16 protein-coding genes are annotated in these 21,641 nt (G+C 60.1%); 11 read left to right on the top strand and 5 right to left on the bottom strand.

The genetic code is table 11. The features are described from left to right. The first annotated feature begins 16 nt into the window (after window positions 1-16). From ligA to def, 3 genes are all read left to right on the top strand, one after another. Window positions 17-2,134: an NAD-dependent DNA ligase LigA gene (gene ligA / locus PMI16_RS01800; protein ID WP_007875783.1), complete on the top strand. Its 2,118-nt coding sequence runs from the start codon at window positions 17-19 to the stop codon at window positions 2,132-2,134. Window positions 2,135-2,203: 69 nt separating this feature from the next. Beyond that, window positions 2,204-3,091: a UTP--glucose-1-phosphate uridylyltransferase GalU gene (gene galU / locus PMI16_RS01795; protein ID WP_007875782.1), complete on the top strand. Its 888-nt coding sequence runs from the start codon at window positions 2,204-2,206 to the stop codon at window positions 3,089-3,091. Between the two features lie 44 nt (window positions 3,092-3,135). After that, window positions 3,136-3,672 (top strand): peptide deformylase, encoded by a 537-nt coding sequence (gene def, locus PMI16_RS01790; RefSeq protein WP_007875781.1) that lies wholly within the window; start codon window positions 3,136-3,138, stop codon window positions 3,670-3,672. Between the two features lie 104 nt (window positions 3,673-3,776). Here the strand turns inward: def and cphA are convergent, their stop codons facing one another. Further along, window positions 3,777-6,347: a cyanophycin synthetase gene (gene cphA / locus PMI16_RS01785; RefSeq protein WP_007875780.1), complete on the bottom strand. Its 2,571-nt coding sequence runs from the start codon at window positions 6,345-6,347 to the stop codon at window positions 3,777-3,779. Between the two features lie 73 nt (window positions 6,348-6,420). Continuing rightward, window positions 6,421-8,619 (bottom strand): cyanophycin synthetase, encoded by a 2,199-nt coding sequence (locus PMI16_RS01780; RefSeq protein WP_007875779.1) that lies wholly within the window; start codon window positions 8,617-8,619, stop codon window positions 6,421-6,423. Window positions 8,620-9,079: 460 nt separating this feature from the next. On the opposite strand from PMI16_RS01780, the gene PMI16_RS01775 reads away from it, so the two are divergent. Both PMI16_RS01775 and PMI16_RS01770 read left to right on the top strand, forming a co-directional pair. Beyond that, complete coding sequence (locus PMI16_RS01775; protein ID WP_007875778.1) at window positions 9,080-11,398, top strand: cyanophycin metabolism-associated ABC transporter; 2,319 nt, start codon at window positions 9,080-9,082, stop codon at window positions 11,396-11,398. A gap of 14 nt (window positions 11,399-11,412) precedes the next feature. Continuing rightward, window positions 11,413-11,901, top strand: coding sequence for a cyanophycin metabolism-associated DUF1854 family protein (locus PMI16_RS01770; RefSeq protein ID WP_034378835.1), 489 nt, complete (start codon window positions 11,413-11,415; stop codon window positions 11,899-11,901). An 81-nt stretch (window positions 11,902-11,982) separates the two neighbouring features. On the opposite strand, the gene PMI16_RS01765 is transcribed toward PMI16_RS01770, so the two are convergent. The 3 genes from PMI16_RS01765 to map all read right to left on the bottom strand — a co-directional run bounded on the left by PMI16_RS01765 (window position 11,983) and on the right by map (window position 16,207). Next, window positions 11,983-12,729: a pseudouridine synthase gene (locus tag PMI16_RS01765; RefSeq protein WP_007875776.1), complete on the bottom strand. Its 747-nt coding sequence runs from the start codon at window positions 12,727-12,729 to the stop codon at window positions 11,983-11,985. 71 nt (window positions 12,730-12,800) lie between these two features. Then, complete coding sequence (locus PMI16_RS01760; RefSeq protein WP_007875775.1) at window positions 12,801-15,353, bottom strand: [protein-PII] uridylyltransferase; 2,553 nt, start codon at window positions 15,351-15,353, stop codon at window positions 12,801-12,803. Between the two features lie 29 nt (window positions 15,354-15,382). Continuing rightward, window positions 15,383-16,207 (bottom strand): type I methionyl aminopeptidase, encoded by an 825-nt coding sequence (map, locus tag PMI16_RS01755; RefSeq protein WP_007875774.1) that lies wholly within the window; start codon window positions 16,205-16,207, stop codon window positions 15,383-15,385. A gap of 357 nt (window positions 16,208-16,564) precedes the next feature. Between map and rpsB the strand changes: the two genes are divergently transcribed. From rpsB to PMI16_RS01725, 6 genes are all read left to right on the top strand, one after another. After that, the gene (gene rpsB, locus PMI16_RS01750; protein ID WP_007875772.1) at window positions 16,565-17,317 is read left to right on the top strand and encodes a 30S ribosomal protein S2; all 753 of its coding nucleotides are present in this window, start codon (window positions 16,565-16,567) and stop codon (window positions 17,315-17,317) included. 175 nt (window positions 17,318-17,492) lie between these two features. Continuing rightward, window positions 17,493-18,377, top strand: coding sequence for a translation elongation factor Ts (gene tsf, locus PMI16_RS01745; RefSeq protein WP_007875770.1), 885 nt, complete (start codon window positions 17,493-17,495; stop codon window positions 18,375-18,377). Window positions 18,378-18,631: 254 nt separating this feature from the next. Continuing rightward, entirely contained in the window at window positions 18,632-19,348 is a 717-nt protein-coding gene (gene pyrH, locus PMI16_RS01740) for a UMP kinase (protein WP_007875768.1), read from the top strand. Window positions 19,349-19,398: 50 nt separating this feature from the next. Next, window positions 19,399-19,959, top strand: a complete 561-nt coding sequence (gene frr / locus PMI16_RS01735) for a ribosome recycling factor (RefSeq protein ID WP_007875766.1) — start codon at window positions 19,399-19,401, stop codon at window positions 19,957-19,959. A 101-nt stretch (window positions 19,960-20,060) separates the two neighbouring features. Next, window positions 20,061-20,819, top strand: coding sequence for a polyprenyl diphosphate synthase (gene uppS, locus PMI16_RS01730; protein WP_007875763.1), 759 nt, complete (start codon window positions 20,061-20,063; stop codon window positions 20,817-20,819). Continuing rightward, entirely contained in the window at window positions 20,819-21,634 is an 816-nt protein-coding gene (locus PMI16_RS01725) for a phosphatidate cytidylyltransferase (RefSeq protein ID WP_007875762.1), read from the top strand. Before uppS ends, PMI16_RS01725 begins: the two co-directional genes overlap by 1 nt. The last annotated feature ends 7 nt before the right edge of the window (window positions 21,635-21,641 follow it).

The raw sequence follows: 21,641 nt of genomic DNA, 5'->3' as shown, positions 1-21,641 counted from the left end.
CAAAGCGCACCTCACCATGTACCCAGATTCATTTTCAGCACCCGCGCCGGCAGACGACTGGCGCGCGCGGGCGGCGTGGCTCAAGGCGGCATTGGATCGCCACAATCACGCCTACTACGTTCTCGACGATCCCAGTATTCCCGATGCGGAATACGACAAGCTGTTTCATGAGCTGCAAGCGCTTGAGCAGCAGCATCCCGAGCTGGCGACGGCGGATTCGCCGACGCAGCGCGTGGGTGGAACGCCGTTGCCGCAGTTCGAGCAGGTGCGTCATGCGATTCCCATGTTGTCGCTGGGAAACGGCTTTGACGACGAAGACATCATCGCCTTCGATAAACGCGTCAAGGACGGTTTGTCGTCCCTGACCGACGTTGCTTATGCCGCCGAGTTGAAGTTCGACGGCCTGGCGATCAGCCTGCGCTATGAAAACGGCGTGCTGGTCGGCGCGGCAACGCGCGGCGACGGCACCACCGGCGAAAACGTCACGGCAAATATCCGCACCGTGCGCGCCATCCCGTTGCGCCTGCATGGCGACAATCCGCCGCAGGTGCTGGAAGTGCGCGGCGAAGTGCTGATGTACAAGAATGATTTCGCCAAACTCAATCAGCGTCAGCGCGACGCGGGACTGAAGGAGTTTGCCAATCCGCGCAATGCGGCCGCAGGCAGTCTGCGTCAGCTCGATTCAAAGATTACGGCGCAGCGCACCCTGCGCTTTTTCGCCTATGGTATCGGCGTGCTGGAAGGCATGGACATGCCGCCTTCGCATTCGGCGCTGCTGGACTGGTATGCGTCGCTGGGCCTGCCGGTATGCAAGGAAAGGGCCGTCGTGCATGGCGCCGAGGGATTGCTGAAGTTCTACAGCGGCATCGGCGCCAAGCGCGGCGAACTTCCCTATGAGATCGACGGCGTAGTCTACAAGGTGGATCGCCTCGATCAGCAGCAACAGCTTGGCTTCGTCTCGCGCGCGCCGCGCTTTGCACTGGCGCACAAGTATCCCGCGCAGGAAGCCTTGACGGTGGTGCAGGGCATTGAAGTCCAGGTCGGCCGTACCGGCGCCATCACGCCGGTGGCGCGCCTGGCGCCGGTGTTTGTCGGCGGCGTGACGGTGACCAATGCGACCCTGCACAACGAAGACGAAGTGCGCCGCAAGGATATTCAGATCGGCGATACCGTGATCGTGCGCCGCGCCGGCGACGTGATCCCCGAGGTGGTTGCCTACGTTCCCGAATCGCGTCCCGCCGACGCGCAGCCTTTCGAGATGCCGAAGGAATGCCCGGTGTGCGGCTCGCCCATCATCCGGCTGGAAGAAGAGGCGATCGCGCGCTGTTCCGGCGGCTGGGTCAAATGTTCGGCGCAGCGCAAGGGCGGATTGCAGCATTTTGCATCACGCCGCGCGATGGACATCGAAGGTCTCGGTGATCAGTTGATCGAGCAGTTGGTCGACAAGAACGTCATCACGACCGCTGCCGATTTGTATCGCCTGGGTCTGACTTCGCTGGCGGAGCTCGACCGGATGGCCGACAAGTCGGCGCAAAACGTGCTCGACGCGCTGGAGAAATCCAAGTCGACGACGCTGGCGCGCTTCATCTATGCGCTGGGCATACGCCACGTCGGCGAGGCCACCGCCAAGGAACTGGCGCGGCACTTCGGCAACATGGACGCCGTCCTTGCGGCGACGGAAGAGCAATTGCTGGAAGTGGCGGACATCGGCCCCGTGGTTGCGCGTTCCCTTATCAGTTTCTTTGCCGACGGCCTGAACGTCGAGCTGGTCAATCAATTGCGCGCGGCCGGCATCCACTGGACCGAAGGCGCCGGCATCGACATCCCGGCCAAGACGCTGGCCGGCAAGATTTTTGTGCTGACCGGCACGTTGCCGACCATGTCGCGCGACGATGCGGCGCAAATGATCGAAGCCGCCGGCGGCAAGGTGAGCGGTTCGGTATCGAAGAAGACCAGTTATGTGGTTGCCGGCGCCGAAGCCGGCAGCAAGCTGGCCAAGGCGGAAGAGCTTGGCATCGCTATCCTCGATGAAGAGGCACTGGTCGCGTTGGTGCAAAACGGTCCGCAAGAAGATACGGATGTCGTCGGTGCCGCTGCAGACACGGTGGGTGCGACCGGCGGGAGTAGACTGTGATCGCAGCGAGAGTGGGCCATAATGCCCGCAGATGCCAATCGGATACATTCATTTTTATTTGGAGCAGCAATGACTAAGAGAATCAAGAAGGCCGTATTTCCCGTTGCGGGCCTGGGTAGCCGCTTCTTGCCGGCCACCAAGGCGCAGCCCAAGGAAATGTTGCCCATCGTTGATAAGCCGCTGATTCACTACGCAGTGGAAGAAGCGGTCGCTGCAGGCATTACCGAGATGGTGTTCATCACCGGCCGCAACAAGCGCGCCATCGAAGACCATTTCGACAAGGCCTATGAGCTGGAAGCCGAACTGGAAGCGGCCGGCAAACAGCAATTGCTGGATATCGTGCAAAACGTCATCCCCAAGAACGTGACCTGCATCTTCATCCGCCAATCCGCGCCGCTGGGTCTGGGCCACGCGGTATTGTGCGCGCGCCCGGTGGTCGGCGACGAGCCTTTCGCGGTCCTGCTCGCGGACGACTTCATGGATGTGGGTCCCGGTCAGAAGCCGGTGATGGCGCAGATGACCGAGGTCTACGAACGCGAAGGCCTGAGCCTGCTGGCGGTACAGGACGTGCCGCGCAGCGAGACCAAGCAATACGGCATCGTCAGCGCCACGGCGTATCAGCCGAATCTCGAACGCGTCAACGGCATCGTCGAAAAGCCGGCGCCCGACGTCGCGCCGTCGACGCTGGCGGTGGTCGGTCGCTATGTGCTGAACAACCGCATTTTCGAATACCTGGAAACCATCGGCAAGGGCGCCGGCGGCGAGATTCAGTTGACTGACGGCATTGCCGCGCTGATGCATGCGCAGACCGTGCTGGCGTATCGCTACGAAGGCCAGCGCTACGACTGCGGCTCGAAGCTCGGTTACCTCAAGGCGACGGTGGCGATGGGAATGAAGCATGCCGAAACTGGCGAGGCCTTCACCGAATATCTCAAGCAGATCGGCCTCAAGCCCTGACTTAAGACTCGATTTCAACACAAAAAGCCGCAAGGAGAGCAGGAATGGCAATACGCGAAATTCTGAAGATGGGCGATCCGCGCCTGCTGCGCCAGGCCGAGCCGGTGCAGCAGTTCGGCACGCCGGAGATGGATACGCTGATTGCCGACATGTTCGAAACCATGCGCGCGGTGAATGGCGCAGGACTGGCGGCGCCGCAGATCGGCGTCAATCTGCAACTGGTGATTTTCGGCTTCAAGAAAAACCAGCGCTATCCGGATGCGCCGGAAGTCCCGGAAACCGTGCTGATCAATCCGACGCTGACGCAACTCGGCGACGACATGGAAGACGGCTGGGAAGGTTGCCTGTCGGTGCCCGGTCTGCGCGGCGTGGTGCCGCGCTGGAGCCGTTTGCGCTATGAAGGATTCGACGAGGCCGGCAACCGCATCGACCGCACCGTCGACGGTTTTCATGCGCGCGTGGTGCAGCATGAGTGCGATCACTTGTGGGGCATTCTCTATCCGATGCGCATCAAGGATTTTTCGCGCTTCGGATTCACTGAAATTCTGTTTCCCGAGCTGGACCCCAATGACGACGACTGAGTCGGGCTGCTTGTCCTGACGGTGTGCTGCAAATAAAAATCGCGTGTGAAGTTCGACTTCAACACGCGATTTTCATTTCTGCGACGACTACTGGTGCGCGTGTCTCAGCCTTCCGCGACACGCTTGGCAATATGCGCCAGCGCCTCTTCGATCTGATCGATCAGGATCAGGCACAGATCGCCGGCCTTCAATGATGCCAAAGCGGTATCGATCGCCAGGAATTCACCGAAGACTTCCTTGGTTTCCGTGGTGCGTCGGGCGTTGGCCAGACCCTGGCGGAGCAGGGCGAGCACTTCGCCGTCGGCGCGGCCGCGCTGGCATTGATCCTGATACAGGACGACTTCATCGAAGGCGTCGCCGAGAATTTCGGTCTGCTGACGGATATCGATGTCGCGACGATCGCCGGCGCCGCTGATGACCACCGAGCGGCGTTTGGCGGGAATGCTTTCCACCGCCTTGACCAGCGCGTTGATGGCGTCCGGATTGTGGCCGTAGTCGGCGATCAGCGTCGCGCCGCGATAGTCGAACATATTGAAGCGACCGGGTGCGGTGCCGACATCGCTGATGAAGGTGCGCAAGCCGGCGCGGACGATTTCCCAGTCCAGATTCAATGCCCAGACAGCCGCCACCGACGCCATGGTGTTTTCCACCTGAAAGCCGATGGTGCCGCCGCGCGTCAGCGGAATGTCGCCGAGCGCCAGACGGCATTCCTGGTCGCCTTGGGCTGCGACGACGTCGTTGCCGTCGCGGTAGACGACGCGGCGGCCTTGCGCGCGATGCGTGGCCATGATCGGATGTTGCGGATCAAGGGCGAAGAAAATCACGGCGCCGGGGCAGGACTGGGCCATGCTGGAGACCATCGGATCGGCTGCATTCAACACGGCGTAACCCGTCGGCGCGACGTTTTCGACGATCACGCGCTTGACCACGGCGAGGTCTTCCACCGTGCTGATGTAGCTCAGACCCAGGTGGTCGCCCATGCCGATGTTGGTGACGACCGCAACGTTGCAGCGGTCGAAGCCGAGGCCTTCGCGCAGGACGCCGCCACGGGCGGTTTCCAGCACGGCGGCATCGACGTCGGGATGGAACAGCACGTTGCGCGCGCTGCGCGGACCGCTGCAGTCGCCGGTGTCGATGCGCTGCTTGTCGATGTAGACGCCGTCGGTATTGGTCATGCCGACGCGCAGGCCTTTTTGTGCGAGCAGGTGGGTGATCAGGCGTACGGTAGTCGTCTTGCCGTTGGTGCCGGCAACCGCAACCACCGGGATTCGGGCATCGTCGCCATCGGCGAACATGGTCGAGATGATGGCGTCGCCGACCGCGCGGCCTTTGCCATATGACGGCGTCAGGTGCATGCGCAGGCCTGGCGCGGCGTTGACTTCGACCACGCCGCCTTCCTGTTCTTCCAGCGGCTTGTGCACGCTGTTGCAGACGATGTCGACGCCGCAGATGTCGAGACCGACCATTTGCGCAGCGGCGATGGCGCGCGCGGCCAGTTCCGGATGGACGTCATCCGTTACGTCGGTGGCGGTACCGCCGGTGGAGAGGTTGGCGTTGTTGCGCAGGACGATGCGCGCGCCTTGCGGCGGGATAGCCTCGGCGTCGTAATTTTGCTTGGCCAGAGTGGCCAGGGCGATATCGTCGAAGCGGATCTTGGTCAGCGAAGTCGCATGGCCATCGCCGCGCAAAGGATCGCTGTTGACCTTGTCCACCAGTTGGCGAATGGTATGCACGCCGTCGCCGATGACTTGCGGCGGATCGCGGCGGGCGGCGGCGACCAGATGCTTGCCGATGACCAGCAGGCGATAGTCGTGGCCGGGCATGTAACGTTCGACGATGATCTCATCGCTGATCTTGATGGCGGCATTGAATGCCGCGGTGATTTGCGCCTGCGTGCTGATATTGACGGCGACGCCTTTGCCCTGGTTGCCGTCGCGCGGTTTGACGACGACCGGCGCGGCGATTTCCTGCGCTGCCGCCCAGGCGTCTTCGACGGTTTCGACCACGCGGCCGTTAGGGACCGGTACGCCTGCTGCGTGCAGCAGCATCTTGGTCAGTTCCTTGTCCTGGGCGATCGATTCGGCGATGGCGCTGGTGTCGCTGGTTTCGGCGGCCTGGATGCGCTTCTGGCGGCTGCCCCAGCCGAACTGCACCATGCTGCCGTCGGTCAGGCGACGGAAAGGGATGCCGCGCTTGAGTGCTGCCGTGACGATGGAACCGGTGCTTGGGCCGAGACGGACGTCTTCGTCGAGTTCGCGCAAACGGGCCAATGCATCGGCCAGATCGAAGGGTTTGTCTTCCACGGCGGCCAGGCAGAGTTCGCGCGCCAGCTCAAAGGCGAGGCGGCCGACGGCTTCTTCGCTGTATTCGACGATGACCTGATAGACGCCGGTTTCGACGGTCGGTACGGTGCGGCTGAAGGTAACCGGGCAACCGGCTTGCGATTGCAGGGCCAGCGTGGCGGCTTCCAGTGCATGGGCCATGGAGACTGCCTTGGCTTCGCCGGCCGGTTGCAGGAAGCCGATGTGGGGGAAGCGCGCGCGCAGGCGTACTTCAAAACCCGTGATGCCTTCAATGGCGCGTTCAGCCTCGCTGCAGGATACGATGGCTTCAATCGCAGTGTGCCTGCTCCAGAGGTTCGGGCCGCGCAGTACGCGAATACGTGATACGTCCATCAACAAGTCTTCCTGAATGTGTCTTGGGCCATGCCGGCCGGTGGTAACGGTGTTTGATCGTCGATACGGAAGATCAGGCGGTTTGCGCCTTGCGCTTCTTGTCCTGCTCTTCAGCCTGCTCGGTGCCGAACAACTCGATGCCGGCGCGAATCAGGTCGGCGGAAATGTTCAGCGCCCAGCTTGCGGCAACTGCCGCCAGAACGTTCTCGATCTGGAAAGTGACGGCGCCGCCGCCGGTAATCGGGATCGCCGCCACGGCGCTGACGAGGATTTCCTTGTCGCCGCGGGCGAGGATGACGTCGCCGTTGCGCACGAACACGCCGCGCTTGCCTTGTTGCAGATGTTCGGCCATGACAGGGCCGGCGGCGTCGGAACCGAAGAAGATGACTTCGCCGTCGCACAGGCCGGCCATGTCGGCGACCAGCGGGTCTTCCGCATTGAGGACGGCGACGCCGTCCGGCAAGACGACGTCGACCTGGGTGCGCTTGACCTTGGTGGCCATTTGCTCGGCGTTGTCGATGTAGTACTCGGGCAGGCTGTCGGCCGGGTCGATATTGGCGACCACGCCGACCTGGCAACGGTCGTAGGCAAGGCCTTCGGACAGGATCGAGACGCTGCCGTTTTCGAACACGGCGGCTTCGACGGCGCGATTGAGCAGGACGCGGTGCGCTGCGCCCCAGGTCGCGCGATTGCCTTTTTCGACCAGACGCTGGTCGAAGTAGAGGCCGTCGCCGCAGGCCAGGCCCACGTGTTTGCCGCTCAGGTGAATGATGCGTGCGACCAGGCGCGCGATGGTGGTCTTGCCGTGCGTGCCGGTGATGCCGACGATAGGGATGCGGCCGGTGTCTTCGGGTTTGAACAGATGTTCGACGATGGCCTGGCCGACCGGACGCGGCGTGCCTTCGGACGGTTTCAGGTGCATCAGCAGGCCGGGGCCGGCGTTGACTTCGACGATGGCGCCACGCTGTTCATCGAGCGGCTTGGAGATGTCTTCGGCCACCAGGTCGACGCCGGCGATGTCGAGGCCGACCACGCGCGCGGCCAGCGATGCAGTCGCAGCGACGCTCGGATGGACCTGATCGGTGACGTCGATGGCAACGTTGCCATTGCGCAGCAACAAGACCTTCTTGCCGGCCGGCGGCACGGAGTCTGCGTTCAGGCCCTGGCGTTCCAGTTCGAGGCGGGCCGCGGGTTCGCGGTCGAGAATGACCGGATTGAGCGGATGTTCTTCCAGATCGCCGCGGCGCGGATCGGTATTGAGCACGTCGATCAGTTGCGACACAGTCGACTTGCCGTCGCCGATGACGAAGATCGGTTCGCCGCGGGCGGCGGCGGCCAGCTTGCCGCCGACGATCAGCAGGCGATGTTCGTTGCCGCGGATGAAACGTTCCACAAGCACGCTGCTGCCTTCTTCCAGTGCGGCCTTGTAGGCGGTTTCGACTTCGGCCCGGGTATTGAGGTCGATGAAGACGCCGCGGCCATGGTTGGCGTCGGACGGCTTGACGACCACCGGCAGGCCGATGTCTTCTGCGGCTTCCCAGGCGTCGGCCGGGCTGTCGACGATGCGGCCTTCGGGAATGGCGACGCCGCAGGATTGCAGCAGGGTCTTGGTCAGGTCCTTGTCGCGCGAGATGCTTTCGGCGATGGCGCTGGTCTGGTCGGTTTCGGCAGTCCAGATGCGGCGTTGCTTGATGCCGTGGCCGAGCTGGACCAGATTGCCTTCGGACAGGCGGATCGACGGGATGCGGCGTTCGTCGGCGGCGTCCACGATGCAGGCCGTGCTCGGGCCCAGGCACAGCGAGTCGACCATGTCGCGCAGTTTTTCAATGGCGGCGTTGACGTCGAAAGGTTTGTCTTCGATCGCGGCCATGACCAGGTCGCGGCCGGCATACAGGGCGGCGCGGGTGACTTGTTCGTGGCGGGCGCGGACCACGACTTTATAGACGCCGCGCGTGGAAGTTTCGCGCGCCTTGCCGAAACCGCCGGGCAGGCCGGCCAGGTTTTGCAGCTCCAGCGTGACGTGCTCCATGATGTGGCCGGGCCAGGTGCCTTCCTTGAGGCGCTGCAGGAAGCCGCCGCGTTCGCCATAGCTGCAGCGGTGCTCGACCAGGGACGGGAGCCAGCTTGTCAGGCGTTCATTGAAACCGGGAATGATGTTCGACGGAAAGTCTTCCAGTTCTCCGATGTCGATCCAGACTTCCAGCGCAGGACGGTAGGTCCATATGTTGGGGCCATGCAAGGGGAGGATACGGAGAAATTCTATATTTTTCATGGGTAAGCAGGTTTGCCGCTAAGCGTTGTCTGTTCTGTCGATCCAAGCATGAATAACGCATAAAGCCGCGATTGGTTTACTTGGCCGCAATAAAATGCGGGCCAGTCATGCACCGGCAACCGGGAGCCCGACGGCCAAAGCATGCAAATATCTATCGGATTTTTGTTGTTTATGCGTTGTTCTATGTTCGATTGGTCATCGGCCCCTTCCCTAAGTTGCCGATCTACACAAAATGTAACGATATTGTCGCAGAGTGTTTCCCGTCTTGCATGCAAAATAATCAGGATTTCGTCAGCTTGAGGTACGGAATGGGGCGCTTGCTGTCATCGCCGAGCCGGGCTTGTGCGTTGTCGGGGTGGCAAAGCCATACGAGATATAATATGCGCGGCATAGATTGCCGGCAAAAAGTTGCCAGCAAAACCATTCTTCACTGTCCGCACAGGACATACATGCCGTCTAGATGAACAAAGAATCCCTCATCCCAAGTTCCACCAATTTGCCCGCGCCATGGCGCGCGGAAGTGCAGGCCCAACTGGCGTCCGATGAAAAAGTCATCGCCTGGCTGGAGCTTGATCTCGATATTTCATTGAAATTCACGCGCGGACTGGTGCTGGTCACCGATCGCCGCCTGCTGGCGAACAGCGATGGCGGCAATGCCGACGGCAGCGGCTGGACCAGCTGGGATTATCGTCAGGGCTCCGTTCTGAAGCATTACGACCACGCCGGCGTCGGCAGCCTTGAATTGCAGGACGGCTCGTCGCGTCTGGCGTACTGGCGCTATACCCTGGCGCAAAATCCTCAGGCCTTGCGTCTCATCAATCAATTCGAGCTGCAGCGCGAGTTGCAGCGTGATAAGCATGTGTCCGGCCAGCAAGCGGTCCGGCAAGAGCTGGACGTGTGTCCGCAATGCAAGGCGCCGATCCCGGAAGGCCAGGAAACCTGCGCCATCTGTCCGGAAGCCAAGGAGGCGCCGCCGTCGACCTGGGCGCTGTTTCGCCTGACGCGCTTCGCCAAACCATACAAGGGTTCCTTGCTGCTGGGTTTCCTGCTGACGCTGGCGTCGACCGCTGCCACATTGGTGCCGCCGTACATGACCATGCCGCTGATGGACAACGTGCTGATTCCGTTCCAGAACGGCGCGCCGCTGGATTCCCATCTGGCGGGACTGTACCTGAGCGGCTTGCTCGGTTCGGCGATGGTGGCCTGGATTCTGGGCTGGGGGCGCACCTACATCCTGGCGTTGGTGAGCGAACGCATCGGCGCCGATTTGCGCACGACCACTTATGAACATTTGCTGCGACTGTCGCAGGAGTACTTCGGCGGCAAGCGCACCGGCGACCTGATGGCGCGCATCGGCTCGGAGACCGATCGTATCTGCGTCTTCCTGTCGTTGCATTTGCTGGATTTCATCATTGACGTCTTGATGATCATCATGACCGCGGTGATCCTGATTTCGATCAATCCGTGGCTGGCGCTGGTGACCTTGTTGCCGTTGCCGTTCATCGCCTGGATGATCCACGTGGTGCGCGACCGCCTGCGCCATGGTTTTGAGAAGATCGATCGCATCTGGTCAGAAGTGACCAACGTGCTGGCCGACACGATTCCCGGCATCCGCGTGGTCAAGGCGTTTGCGCAGGAAAAGCGCGAAGCGGCTCGCTTCAAGGAAGCCAATCGTCACAACCTGGTGGTCAACGACCGCGTCAACAAGATCTGGTCGCTGTTCACGCCGACCGTGACCATGCTGACGGAAATCGGTTTGCTCGTGGTGTGGGTGTTCGGTATCTGGCAGGTGTCGCATAACCAGATCACGGTTGGTGTGCTGACGGCGTTCCTGGCGTACATCAGCCGCTTCTACACGCGCCTGGATTCCATGAGCCGCATCGTGTCGGTGACGCAAAAGGCGGCCGCCGGGGCCAAGCGGATTTTCGATATCCTCGACCACGTTTCCAGCGTGCCGGAGCCGGCCAATCCGGTGCATATCGAGCACGTGAAAGGCTCGATCGAGTTGCGCAATGTCGGATTCCGCTACGGCAATCGTTCGGTGATGCGCGGCGTCGATCTGGCGATCGCTCCGGGCGAGATGATCGGCCTGGTCGGTCACAGCGGTTCCGGCAAGAGCACGATGGTCAATCTGATCTGTCGTTTTTATGATGTGTCGGAAGGCTCTATCCGTATCGACGGCGTCGACATCCGTTCGCTGCCGATTTCCGAATATCGCCGCAATATCGGTCTGGTGCTGCAGGAGCCTTTTCTGTTTTTCGGCACGATTGCCGAGAACATCGCCTACGGCAAGCCCGATGCCACCCGTGCCGAAATTATCGCCGCTGCGCGCGCGGCGCATGCGCATGAATTCATCCTGCGTTTGCCGCAAGGCTACGACTCGCTGGTCGGCGAGCGCGGGCAGGCGTTGTCGGGCGGCGAGCGCCAGCGTATTTCGATTGCGCGCGCCTTGCTGATCGATCCGCGCTTCCTGATTCTGGACGAGGCGACATCGTCCGTGGATACCACCACCGAGAAAGAGATCCAGAAGGCGCTCGACAACCTGGTCAAGGGACGCACCACGATCGCGATTGCTCACCGCCTGTCCACCTTGCGCAAGGCCGATCGTCTGGTCGTGCTGGATCGCGGGCAAGTGGTGGAAGTCGGTCCGCATGAAGAGCTGATGGCAAAACAAGGCGCCTACTATCGCCTGTATCAGGCACAGGCGCGCAATCCGGAGGGGGAAGTTCCGGGCAGCGACGAGGACGGTGATGACGGCGATGAAGAGAAGGGCGGCTAATGATGACTATGCAAATGAGTGAGACCGTAAACGCGCCGGCGCACAATTTCCGCCTGCGCCATAACGGCCTGGGCCGCCTGGTGTTTGTCGATGCGGATGGCGGCGAGCATGAGGGGGCGATTCCTGTGCGGGCGTTTCCGATTGGCGCGCCGGACGAGGGCATTGCGCTGGTGAGCGCCGACGGTCACGAACTGGCCTGGATCGAGCGATGGTCGGATGTTGCTCCAGAGATTCGCAAGACGATCGAGGCGGAGCTGGCGACGCGCGAATTCATGCCGGAAATCGGCCGCATTGTCGGCGTCTCCAGTTTTGCGACGCCGACGATCTGGGAGGTGGAAACCAATCGCGGCAATACGTCGTTTACGCTCAAGGGAGAAGAAGATATTCGTCGCTTGCCGCAATCGGCCTTGCTGATTTCCGATAGCCACGGCATCCAGTTCCTGATTCGCGACACCAAGGTGCTGGACAAGCACAGCAGGAAGATCCTGGATCGCTTCCTTTAAGTTCGCCGAAAAAGCGTTGTTTGCAATGAAAAACCGGTTGTCGCCCAAGGCTGCAACCGGTTTTTTATTATCTTCCGGACCTCAGAATTGCTCGTCCGGGCGAAGGTAGCGCCATTGGCCGGGCGGCAAGTCTCCCAGTTTGACGCCGCCGATGCGCACGCGTTTGAGGCCGACGACTTTCAGTCCGACCAGTTCGCACATGCGGCGAATCTGGCGCTTCTTGCCTTCATTCAGCGTGAAGCTCAACTGATCATCGTTTTGCCAGCGCACCTTCGCGGGTTTGAGCGCTTTGCCGTCGAGCGACAGGCCGTGGTTGAGCCGTTTGAGATCGCTGTCGGGCAACTTGCCCGGTTTGGTGTACTGCACGCGTACCAGGTATTCCTTGTCGACGCTGGAGTCTTCGCCGATCAGTTGCTTGGCGATGCGACCGTCCTGCGTCAGCACCAGCAGTCCGACGGAATCGATGTCCAGGCGTCCCGCCGGGACCAGGCTGCGCAACTGGGTCGGATGGAATTGCGTGTCAACCTGGTCTTCCTTCCAGCGCGTTGCCGCTTCCACCAAGGCAACGGCAGGCTTGTAGCCGTCTTCCGCCTGGCCGCTGACGTAGCCGACCGGCTTGTTGATCAGTATCGTTACGCGCTTCGATTGCTCTGCCGCGGCCTGGCGCTCGACGGTCACGCGTTGATGCGGCAGCACCTTGCTGCCCAGTACCGATACGACTTTGCCGTCGACGCGCACCCAGCCTTTTTCGATCCACTCGTCCGCTTCGCGGCGCGAGCAAAGGCCGAGTTCGGACATGCGTTTGGAAAGGCGTACTGGTTCAGTCATGGCGGCAATCGGATAAATTCAGCAGGGTCAGTGCAGGGGGTAAAAACAAAATAAGTAAAAGCCGGTGGGCGCTAAATGCGCAAGGCCTTGAGCAGATCGGTTTCCAGCATGATCTGGTTGCGCGGGTGGTTGAGCGCCGCGCCGTCGACCAGGAACACGTCTTCCACGCGTTCACCCAGGGTCATGATCTTGGCGGTGTGCAGGTTGATCTTGTACTTGGCCAGGATGTTGGAGATGGTGTAGAGCAGGCCGTTGCGGTCGTTGGCGGATACCGACAGCAGGTAATACTGGCCGCGTTCGTCGGGGCGCAGATCGACCGATGGATTGATCGGGAAGGTGCGCGACAAGCGCGACAAGCGCCCTCTGGCCGGCGCCGGCAACGGGCCGTCGGATTGCAGCAATTGCGCCAGTTCGTGTTCGATCAGGTTGATGATGTCGCGATAGTTCTTGGCGAATATCGGTGCACTGATGAGAAACGCGTCCAGTGCGTAGTTGAGCTTGGTCGTATGAATTTTGGCGTCAAGAATGCTGAAATTCTTTTCGTCGAAATAGCTGCAAATGCGCGCGAACAGATCGGGCCGGTCGGGCGTGTAGACCGCGACCTGCACGCCTTCGCCGATCGGCGCCAGACGGCATTTGACCACCGGTACGGTGCTGTCGATCTTGTCATAGAAAGAGCGCGTCTGCCACGCGATGTCGGAGGCGTCCAGCCGCAGGAAGTAGGCAACGTCCAGTTGCCGCCAGAATTGCTCGTGCGCATCGGCAGGCAGGCCGTACAGGCGCAAGGTCTTGATCGCTTCCTGTTGCGTATTTTTCAGTTCGCGGTCGGCCGACGGCGCTTCGCCCCCGAGCACGCGCAAGCTCATGCGATACAGGTCTTCCAGCAGCTTGCCTTTCCAGGCGTTCCAGACTTTCGGGCTGGTGCCGCGGATGTCGGCGACCGTCAGCAGATAAAGCGCGGTCAGGTGGCGTTCGTCCTTGACCGTATTGACGAATTGCTGGATCACGTCCGGGTCGGAGAGATCTTGTTTTTGTGCGACCTGGGACATGGTCAGGTGATGCTCGACGAGGAACACCACCAGCCCGGTGTTTTCTTCCGAGACGCCATGTTGTTCGCAGAACTGGCGCGCGTCGGCCATGCCCAGTTTGGAGTGATCGCCGCCGCGGCCTTTGGCGATGTCGTGGAACAGCGCCGCGACATACAAGATCCACGGTTGCGCGAAGTTGGCCATCAACTGGCTGCAGAATGGATATTCGTGCGCGTGCTCGCTCATCGTGAAGCGGCGCACATTGCGCACCACCATCAGGATGTGCTGGTCGACGGTATAGACGTGGAACAGGTCGTGCTGCATCTGGCCGACGATGCGGCGGAAGTTCGGCAAATAGCGGCCAAGCACGCTGGTCTGGTTCATGCGGCGCAGCGCATGCGTGATGCCGCGCCTGCTTTGCAGGATCTGCATGAACAGCGCATGGTTGGCGGGATTGGCGCGGAAGGCGTTGTCGATCTTGAAGCGCGCATGCCATAGCGCGCGCATGGTGCGTGCCGACATGTCCTTGAGTTCCGGATGCTGAGCCATGATCAGGAAGACTTCCAGCATGGCCGACGGCGTGTCTTCAAAGACGTCGTCGTGGGCGATGTCGAGGAAGCCGTTGAGCTCGTTGAAGCGTTCGTTGATTTTCTGCGGCACCACTTCCTGCGGGAACAGCTGTGCTTCGATGTTCTGCAGCAGGATGGTATTGAGCTGGGTGACAGCCTTGGCCGCCCAGTAGTAGCGCTGCATCAGGTATTCGCTGGCCCGGCGCGTATCGGTGCTTTTGAAGCCGAAGCTTTCTGCAATCGGCGTCTGGATGTCGAAGACGAGGCGGTCTTCGCGGCGGTTGCTGTAGATGTGCAGGCGGATGCGGATATCCTTGAAGGCGCGTTCCTTCTGCGTCAGCTGGCGCGCTTCGGTCGCGGTCAGCAGGCCGCGCTGCGCCAGTTTGCTCCAGGAGTCGCCCAGTCCGGCCGCTTTCGCCACCCACAGGATGACTTGCAGGTCGCGCAATCCGCCGGGGCTTTCCTTGCAGTTCGGCTCCAGGCTGTAAGGCGTGTCTTCGTATTTGACGTGGCGTTGCTGCATTTCCAGGGTCTTGGCCTGGAAGAACGCGCGCGGGTCCATCGCGTTGTTGCAGCGGATCTGCAGCAACTGGAACAGCGTTTTGTTGCCGGTGACAAGGCGCGCTTCCAGCAGGCTGGTCTGCACGGTGATGTCGGCGGCCGATTCGGCCAGGCATTCTTCCACGGTGCGGATGCTGTGGCCGATCTCCAGGCCAATGTCCCAGAACAATTGAACCAGCGATTCCAGCTTTGCCTGCATGGCCTTGTCGGGTGCCTGGTCGAGCAGGATCAGCACGTCGACGTCCGAGTGCGGGAACAGCTCGCCGCGTCCGTAGCCGCCGACCGCCACCAGCGCGATGTCGTGCGGCAAGGCGCATTTTTCCCAGGCTTCCGTCAGGGCGGCGTCGACGTTGCGACGCAGTTGCGTCAATAAATGCTCGGTCTTGCCGTCGGCCTGGAAGGTCTCAATGGCCTGTTGGCGTGCTGCTTTTAATTGTTTTTTGAGAGTGACGGCAAGAGAGGGCATAGGCAATCGGGGAATGATATCGAGCGAGATCAGGCGACTGCGGCGGCCGCTTGCCGGATGAATGCCGGCGGCGCAGGCATGCCCGGCGAAACGGTCAGCACTTCAAATCCGGTTTCGGTCACCAGCACGGTGTGTTCCCACTGCGCGGACAGGCTGCGATCCTTGGTTTTGATGGTCCAGCCGTCGCCCATTTCGCGAATGTCGCGGCGACCGGCGTTGATCATCGGCTCTACCGTGAAGATCATGCCGGCCTCCAGCTTTTCCAGGGTGCCGGGACGGCCGTAATGCAGCACTTGCGGCTCTTCGTGGAATACCTTGCCGATGCCGTGGCCGCAAAACTCGCGGACCACGCTGTAGCCGGCCTTTTCCGCATGCTGCTGGATCACGTGGCCGATGTCGCCCAGATGGGCGCCGGGTTTGATTTTGGAGATGCCCAGCCACATGCATTCATAGGTGATTTCGGTCAGGCGGCGCGCCAGGATCGACGGTTCGCCGATGTAAAACATGCGGCTGGTGTCGCCGTGGTAGCCGTTTTTGATGACGGTCACGTCGATATTCAGCACGTCGCCGTTCTTGATCACCTTGTCGCCGGGAATGCCGTGGCAGATGATGTCGTTGAGCGAGGTGCAAATGGCCTTGGGATAGGGCGTATAGCCCGGCGGGCAGTAGTTGAGCGGCGCCGGAATGGTGTCTTGCACGTTCATCATGTATTCATGGCACAGGCGGTCCAGTTCGCCGGTGGTGGTGCCGGCTTTGACGAACGGTGCAATGTAGTCGAGTACTTCCGCTGCAAGTTTGCCGGCAACGCGCATGCCTTCGATGTCTTCGGCGGTTTTGATGGAAATGGAGCCCATAAAATTGTCGCAATTCGCTTAAAAATCATTAAGTAGAGATTATAGACGAGGGCGGGCGGTTCTGTCGGCGGCGATTGGCCAGGGACGCTCGCCAAAAGCTAATGAAAACAATGATTTCGGAGCTTGAATGGATTCTTCGGATGAGGTAGAATGCTCGGCTAACTTGAGTTGCTCAGGTTGGAAGGCGAGTATCGCTGCTGTTGCGATGTTGTCTTTGAAGTAAAAAGTTGTTTATTTGAAACTAAGTTGAATCGCGAATCCGTTCGCCAAAGGGTGTTTGGGCCGGCAGCTTCATGTGAAGCGTTGTGTTGGCCTGAATGACCGAATGGATTCCAGACCCTAACCCTGGAGAAATTTATGTCCGTAACTATGCGCGAAATGCTGGAAGCAGGTGTCCACTTTGGTCACCAAACACGCTTCTGGAACCCAAAGATGGCCCCGTTTATCTTCGGTCATCGCAACAAAATTCACATCGTCAACCTGGAAAAGACCCTGGGCATGTATCAGGAAGCGCTGAAGTACGTGCGCCAACTGTCGTCCAATCGCGGCACTATCCTGTTTGTCGGCACCAAGCGTCAGGCACGCGAAACCGTTGCTGCAGAAGCGCAACGCGCAGGCGTTCCTTACGTCGATCAACGCTGGTTGGGCGGCATGCTGACCAACTTCAAGACCATCAAGACATCGATCAAGCGTCTGAAGGACATGGAAGCGGCAATCGCTGACGGTTCCAACGAAAAGCTGAGCAAGAAAGAAGCACTGCTGTTCAGCCGCGAACAAGAAAAGCTGCAAAAGGCCATCGGCGGCATCAAGGACATGGGCGGCATTCCTGACGCCATTTTCGTGATCGACGTCGGCTACCACAAGGGCGCCATCACCGAAGCAGCCAAGCTGGGCATTCCGGTTATCGGCGTGGTTGATACCAACCACTCGCCGGAAGGCGTGACTTACGTCATTCCTGGCAACGACGACTCCGCCAAGGCGATTGCTCTGTACGCCCGCGGTGTTGCCGATGCCATCCTGGAAGGCCGCGCCAATGCAGTGAACGAAGTCGTTGAAGCCGTCAAGAACGGTGGCGACGAATTCGTTGAAGTCAACAACGAGCAGGCTTAATCCGCTTGCAATACGTCATCCGCAGCGGTTCTTTGCTGCGGGCGATGATGAAAAAGGGGTAACAGCGAGAGTAAGCGCAGTTCGCCCCTTTTTTTTGAACAAATTGATCGAATTTTCGATGCTTCATTGATGTCTGTAGTGTTCGATGAAGCATCTACTCAGTTAGGAGAAACATATGGCGGCAATTACCGCAGCACTGGTAGGCGAACTGCGCGCGAAGACCGACGCGCCGATGATGGAATGCAAGAAGGCGCTGACTGAAGCCGAAGGCGACATGGTTCGTGCTGAAGAAATCCTGCGCGTGAAGCTGGGCAGCAAGGCATCCAAGGCTTCTTCCCGCATCACTTCGGAAGGCGTTGTTGCAACCTATATCGCCGGCGGCGTTGGCGCGCTGGTCGAAATCAATTGCGAAACCGACTTCGTCACCAAGAACGATGAGTTCATCGGCCTGGCCAATGCAGTCGCCAAGCTGGTGGCAGAAAAGAATCCTGCCGATCTGGCCGCGCTGGCAGCATTGCCGCTGGGCGACAAGACGGTTGAAGAAACACGCACCGAACTGGTCGGCCGCATCGGCGAAAACATGTCGATCCGCCGCTTCACGCGTTTCGAAACAGCCGGCAAGCTGGTTTCCTACCTGCATGGGACACGCATCGGTGTCGTCGTTGAATTCGATGGCGCTGACGAACAAGTCGGCAAGGATGTTGCAATGCACATCGCAGCGATGAAGCCGGTTGCCCTGTCGTCGGATCAGGTTCCTGCCGATCTGATCGAAAAAGAGCGTTCGGTTGCTTCGTTGAAGGCTGCCGAGTCCGGCAAGCCTGCCGAGATCGTTGCCAAGATGGTCGACGGCTCGGTGCAGAAGTACCTGAAGGAAGTGTCGCTGTTCAACCAGTCTTTCGTGAAAAACGACAAGCAAACCGTTGAACAAATGTTGAAAGCAGCCAACACTAGCGTCAAGGCATTCAGCATGTTTGTGGTTGGTGAAGGCATCGAGAAGAAGCAAGATGACTTCGCGGCCGAGGTGGCAGCCCAGGTTGCTGCCGCCAAGCAAGCGCAGTAATGTAAGAAAGCGGGCCGAGAGGCCCGTTTTTTTAAGCCTCTCAGTTTCCGGAGGTTGCGGGGCTGGCAAGAAATGGTTGGAAGTGTCTGCATGAGCAGGCATTTCAAAATGTAAGCAAGCCCCCGGCAGTAGCGTATCGCAGCATACAATAACGTCCGCGCCTGCCTGGTGCGTCCCTGTAAAGGTACGCACCAGGCAATCGGCAGCAGGACGGAACAGAATCAGTTAATCGGATAGCAAACGGAGCCCAGCACATGACGACACCAGCTTATAAGCGCGTACTCCTCAAACTTTCCGGCGAAGCCCTGATGGGCGACGATGCCTACGGCATCAACCGCGCCACCATTGAGCGCATGGTCGCCGACGTGGCCGAAGTCAGCCAGTTGGGAGTCGAGTTGGCCATCGTCATCGGCGGCGGCAACATTTTCCGCGGCGTGGCGCCCGGCGCACAAGGCATGGATCGCGCCACGGCGGATTACATGGGCATGCTGGCAACGGTCATGAACTCCCTCGCACTGGCGGACGCCATGCGTCAGGCCGGTCTGACGGCCCGAGTCATGTCGGCGATCGGCATCGAGCAGGTCGTTGAGCCGTATGTTCGTCCCAAGGCCTTGCAATATCTGGAAGAAGGCAAGATCGTCGTGTTTGCCGCCGGTACCGGCAACCCGTTCTTTACGACCGACACCGCAGCGGCATTGCGCGGCTCGGAAATCGGTGCGCAGATCGTCCTGAAGGCGACCAAGGTGGACGGCGTTTATACTGCCGATCCAAAGAAAGATCCTTCGGCGACGCGTTACAGCACCATCACGTTCGACGAAGCGATTGCCAAGCATCTGCAAGTCATGGACGCAACCGCATTCGCGCTGTGCCGGGATCAGAAGCTGCCGATCAAGGTGTTTTCCATCGTCAAGCCTGGCGCGCTCAAGCGCGTGGTGTTGGGCGAAGACGAAGGCACCCTGGTGCACGTATAAAGTATGTATTTCGAATACAGTAAGATAGTTTTAGATGACAGGAGAGCAGCATGACCATCGCTGACGTTAAGAAGAGCACCGAACAAAAAATGACCAAGTCGATCGAGTCGCTGCGCGCCGATCTGGCCAAAGTGCGTACTGGTCGCGCCCACACCGGTATCCTGGATCATGTCCAGGTGGATTATTACGGCTCGCCGACGCAGTTGTCGCAAGTCGCCAACCTGACGCTGATCGACGCCCGTACTATTGGCGTGCAACCGTACGAAAAGAAAATGCTGGCAGCCGTCGAAAAGGCGATTCGCGAAGCCGATCTGGGCCTGAATCCGGCAACCCAGGGCGAGCTGATCCGCGTGCCGACCCCACCGTTGACGGAAGAGCGTCGCAAGGAAATGGTCAAGCTGGTCAAGGGCGAAGCGGAAGACACCAAGATTTCGATCCGCAACATCCGCCGCGATGCCAACGAAGGTCTGAAGAAGCTGGTCAAGGACAAGGTCTGTTCCGAAGACGACGAGCGTCGCGGCCAGGACGACATCCAGAAGCTGACCGACAAGTTTGTCGCCGAAGTCGACAAGCTGGTGGCGGAAAAAGAAAAAGAAGTGCTGACGGTGTAGGCGCATTGTCGCGGCTGCTTATGCGATGATTCATGCGATGTGGCGCCGCCAGGCTGGTTATGCGGCGCCGGCAACATCGCTCACCTGGATTTTTACACTGTATGACTTATAAAAGCTCAACCCAGGCTGTGCCGCAAGTTTCCGCGGTGCCGCGTCATGTTGCCATCATCATGGATGGCAACGGACGTTGGGCGACCAAACGCTTTTTGCCGCGCGTGGCAGGGCACGTCAAAGGCGTCGAGGCGGTACGCACGATCGTCGAGGCATGCTCGCAGCGCGGCGTGGAATATCTCACGCTGTTTGCGTTCAGCTCGGAAAACTGGCGGCGTCCCGCGGACGAAGTCTCTTTGCTGATGCGTTTGTTCATGACGGCGCTGGAGCGCGAAGTCGGCAAGATGCACGCAAACGATATTCGCTTGCGCGTGGTGGGCGATCTCAGTCGCTTTGATGCAAAACTGCAGGACATGGTGGCCAAGGCCGAAGCGCAGACCGCCGGCAACACGCGGCTGACGCTGACGATTTGCGCCAACTACGGCGGTCGCTGGGACATCATGCAGGCGGTCGGCAAGATGCTCAGGGAGCAGCCGGGCGTCACCGATTTTTCTGAAGAGCAATTAACTCCTCATCTGGCGATGGCTTATGCTCCGGAACCGGATTTGTTCATCCGTACCGGCGGCGAAGAGCGTATTTCCAATTTCCTGCTATGGCAGCTTGCCTATAGCGAACTGTATTTCACCGAGACCTATTGGCCCGATTTCGATGGGACGGAGCTGGACAAGGCGATCGACTCCTATCGCCAGCGCGAACGGCGTTTCGGTCGCACCAGCGAGCAATTGGTCGAGCAGAAAAAGGTTTCCTGATGCTAAAAACGCGTGTCATCACGGCGTTGGTTCTCCTGGCAATTTTGTTGCCGATCCTCTTTTTGAATAATTTCTTTGCATTTGCCGTAGTGACGCTGGCGTTTTTTGCCGCCGGCGCCTGGGAAGGGCTGCGTCTGTTTCGCCTGTCGCGGCCGCAAGTCTGGGCGGGTTTCTGGGCCGTCGGCTATGCGATCATCGTTTTTGTTTACGGTTTGCCGAGCGTGCGTATCGTGTTCGCTTTGTGCGTGGCTTTGTGGGTGATTCGCTTCGTGCCGGCGCTGAAGCTTGGACTGCCTGCGCTGGGCACCACCGGCAATCGCCTGCTCAGCGTGACTTACACGCTGGCGTTGATGGGCTGCTTCATTGCGATTGTTTCCCTGTTTCAACATTCTCCGTTGTACTTGCTGTCGGTCATGGCGATCGTCTGGGTGGCGGATATCGGCGCTTATTTCGCCGGCAAGGGATTCGGCCGACACAAGCTGGCGCCGTCGATTTCACCGGGGAAATCCTGGGAAGGCGCGGTCGGCGGCTGGCTTGCGGTTCTGGTGATTGCGGCTGCCGTGGTGATATACGTCGACGGCGATACGTTTTCGGGGCGCTTGTATGGACGCTTCGGCTGGACCGGTTTCATCATTGTGATGACCTTGCTGGTTGCCGCCAGCGTCGTCGGCGATTTGTTCGAATCGCAATTGAAGCGCCGCGCGGGTTTCAAGGACAGCAGCAATCTGCTGCCGGGACATGGCGGCGTATTGGATCGGATCGATGCCCTGATCCCGGTTTTGCCGCTGGCGGCACTGATCGATCTCTGGTTGTAGGAATTTC

The sequence above is a fragment of the Herbaspirillum sp. CF444 genome, from assembly GCF_000282135.1.
GTDB lineage: Bacteria > Pseudomonadota > Gammaproteobacteria > Burkholderiales > Burkholderiaceae_D > Herbaspirillum.
The sequence above is the reverse complement of the archived record's forward strand: the minus strand, read 5'-3'. Positions and strand labels throughout refer to the sequence as shown.

Bases quoted from the DNA above. Each gene is read 5' to 3' on its own strand.
- map (WP_007875774.1), bottom strand. From the start codon at position 16,207: ATGGGCTCCATTTCCATCAAAACCGCCGAAGACATCGAAGGCATGCGC.
- ligA (WP_007875783.1), top strand. From the start codon at position 17: ATGTACCCAGATTCATTTTCAGCACCCGCGCCGGCAGACGACTGGCGC.
- galU (WP_007875782.1), top strand. From the start codon at position 2,204: ATGACTAAGAGAATCAAGAAGGCCGTATTTCCCGTTGCGGGCCTGGGT.
- uppS (WP_007875763.1), top strand. From the start codon at position 20,061: ATGACTTATAAAAGCTCAACCCAGGCTGTGCCGCAAGTTTCCGCGGTG.
- PMI16_RS01780 (WP_007875779.1), bottom strand. From the start codon at position 8,619: ATGAAAAATATAGAATTTCTCCGTATCCTCCCCTTGCATGGCCCCAAC.
- frr (WP_007875766.1), top strand. From the start codon at position 19,399: ATGACCATCGCTGACGTTAAGAAGAGCACCGAACAAAAAATGACCAAG.
- def (WP_007875781.1), top strand. From the start codon at position 3,136: ATGGCAATACGCGAAATTCTGAAGATGGGCGATCCGCGCCTGCTGCGC.
- PMI16_RS01765 (WP_007875776.1), bottom strand. From the start codon at position 12,729: ATGACTGAACCAGTACGCCTTTCCAAACGCATGTCCGAACTCGGCCTT.
- PMI16_RS01760 (WP_007875775.1), bottom strand. From the start codon at position 15,353: ATGCCCTCTCTTGCCGTCACTCTCAAAAAACAATTAAAAGCAGCACGC.
- pyrH (WP_007875768.1), top strand. From the start codon at position 18,632: ATGACGACACCAGCTTATAAGCGCGTACTCCTCAAACTTTCCGGCGAA.
- PMI16_RS01725 (WP_007875762.1), top strand. From the start codon at position 20,819: ATGCTAAAAACGCGTGTCATCACGGCGTTGGTTCTCCTGGCAATTTTG.
- cphA (WP_007875780.1), bottom strand. From the start codon at position 6,347: ATGGACGTATCACGTATTCGCGTACTGCGCGGCCCGAACCTCTGGAGC.
- PMI16_RS01775 (WP_007875778.1), top strand. From the start codon at position 9,080: ATGAACAAAGAATCCCTCATCCCAAGTTCCACCAATTTGCCCGCGCCA.
- PMI16_RS01770 (WP_034378835.1), top strand. From the start codon at position 11,413: ATGAGTGAGACCGTAAACGCGCCGGCGCACAATTTCCGCCTGCGCCAT.
- tsf (WP_007875770.1), top strand. From the start codon at position 17,493: ATGGCGGCAATTACCGCAGCACTGGTAGGCGAACTGCGCGCGAAGACC.
- rpsB (WP_007875772.1), top strand. From the start codon at position 16,565: ATGTCCGTAACTATGCGCGAAATGCTGGAAGCAGGTGTCCACTTTGGT.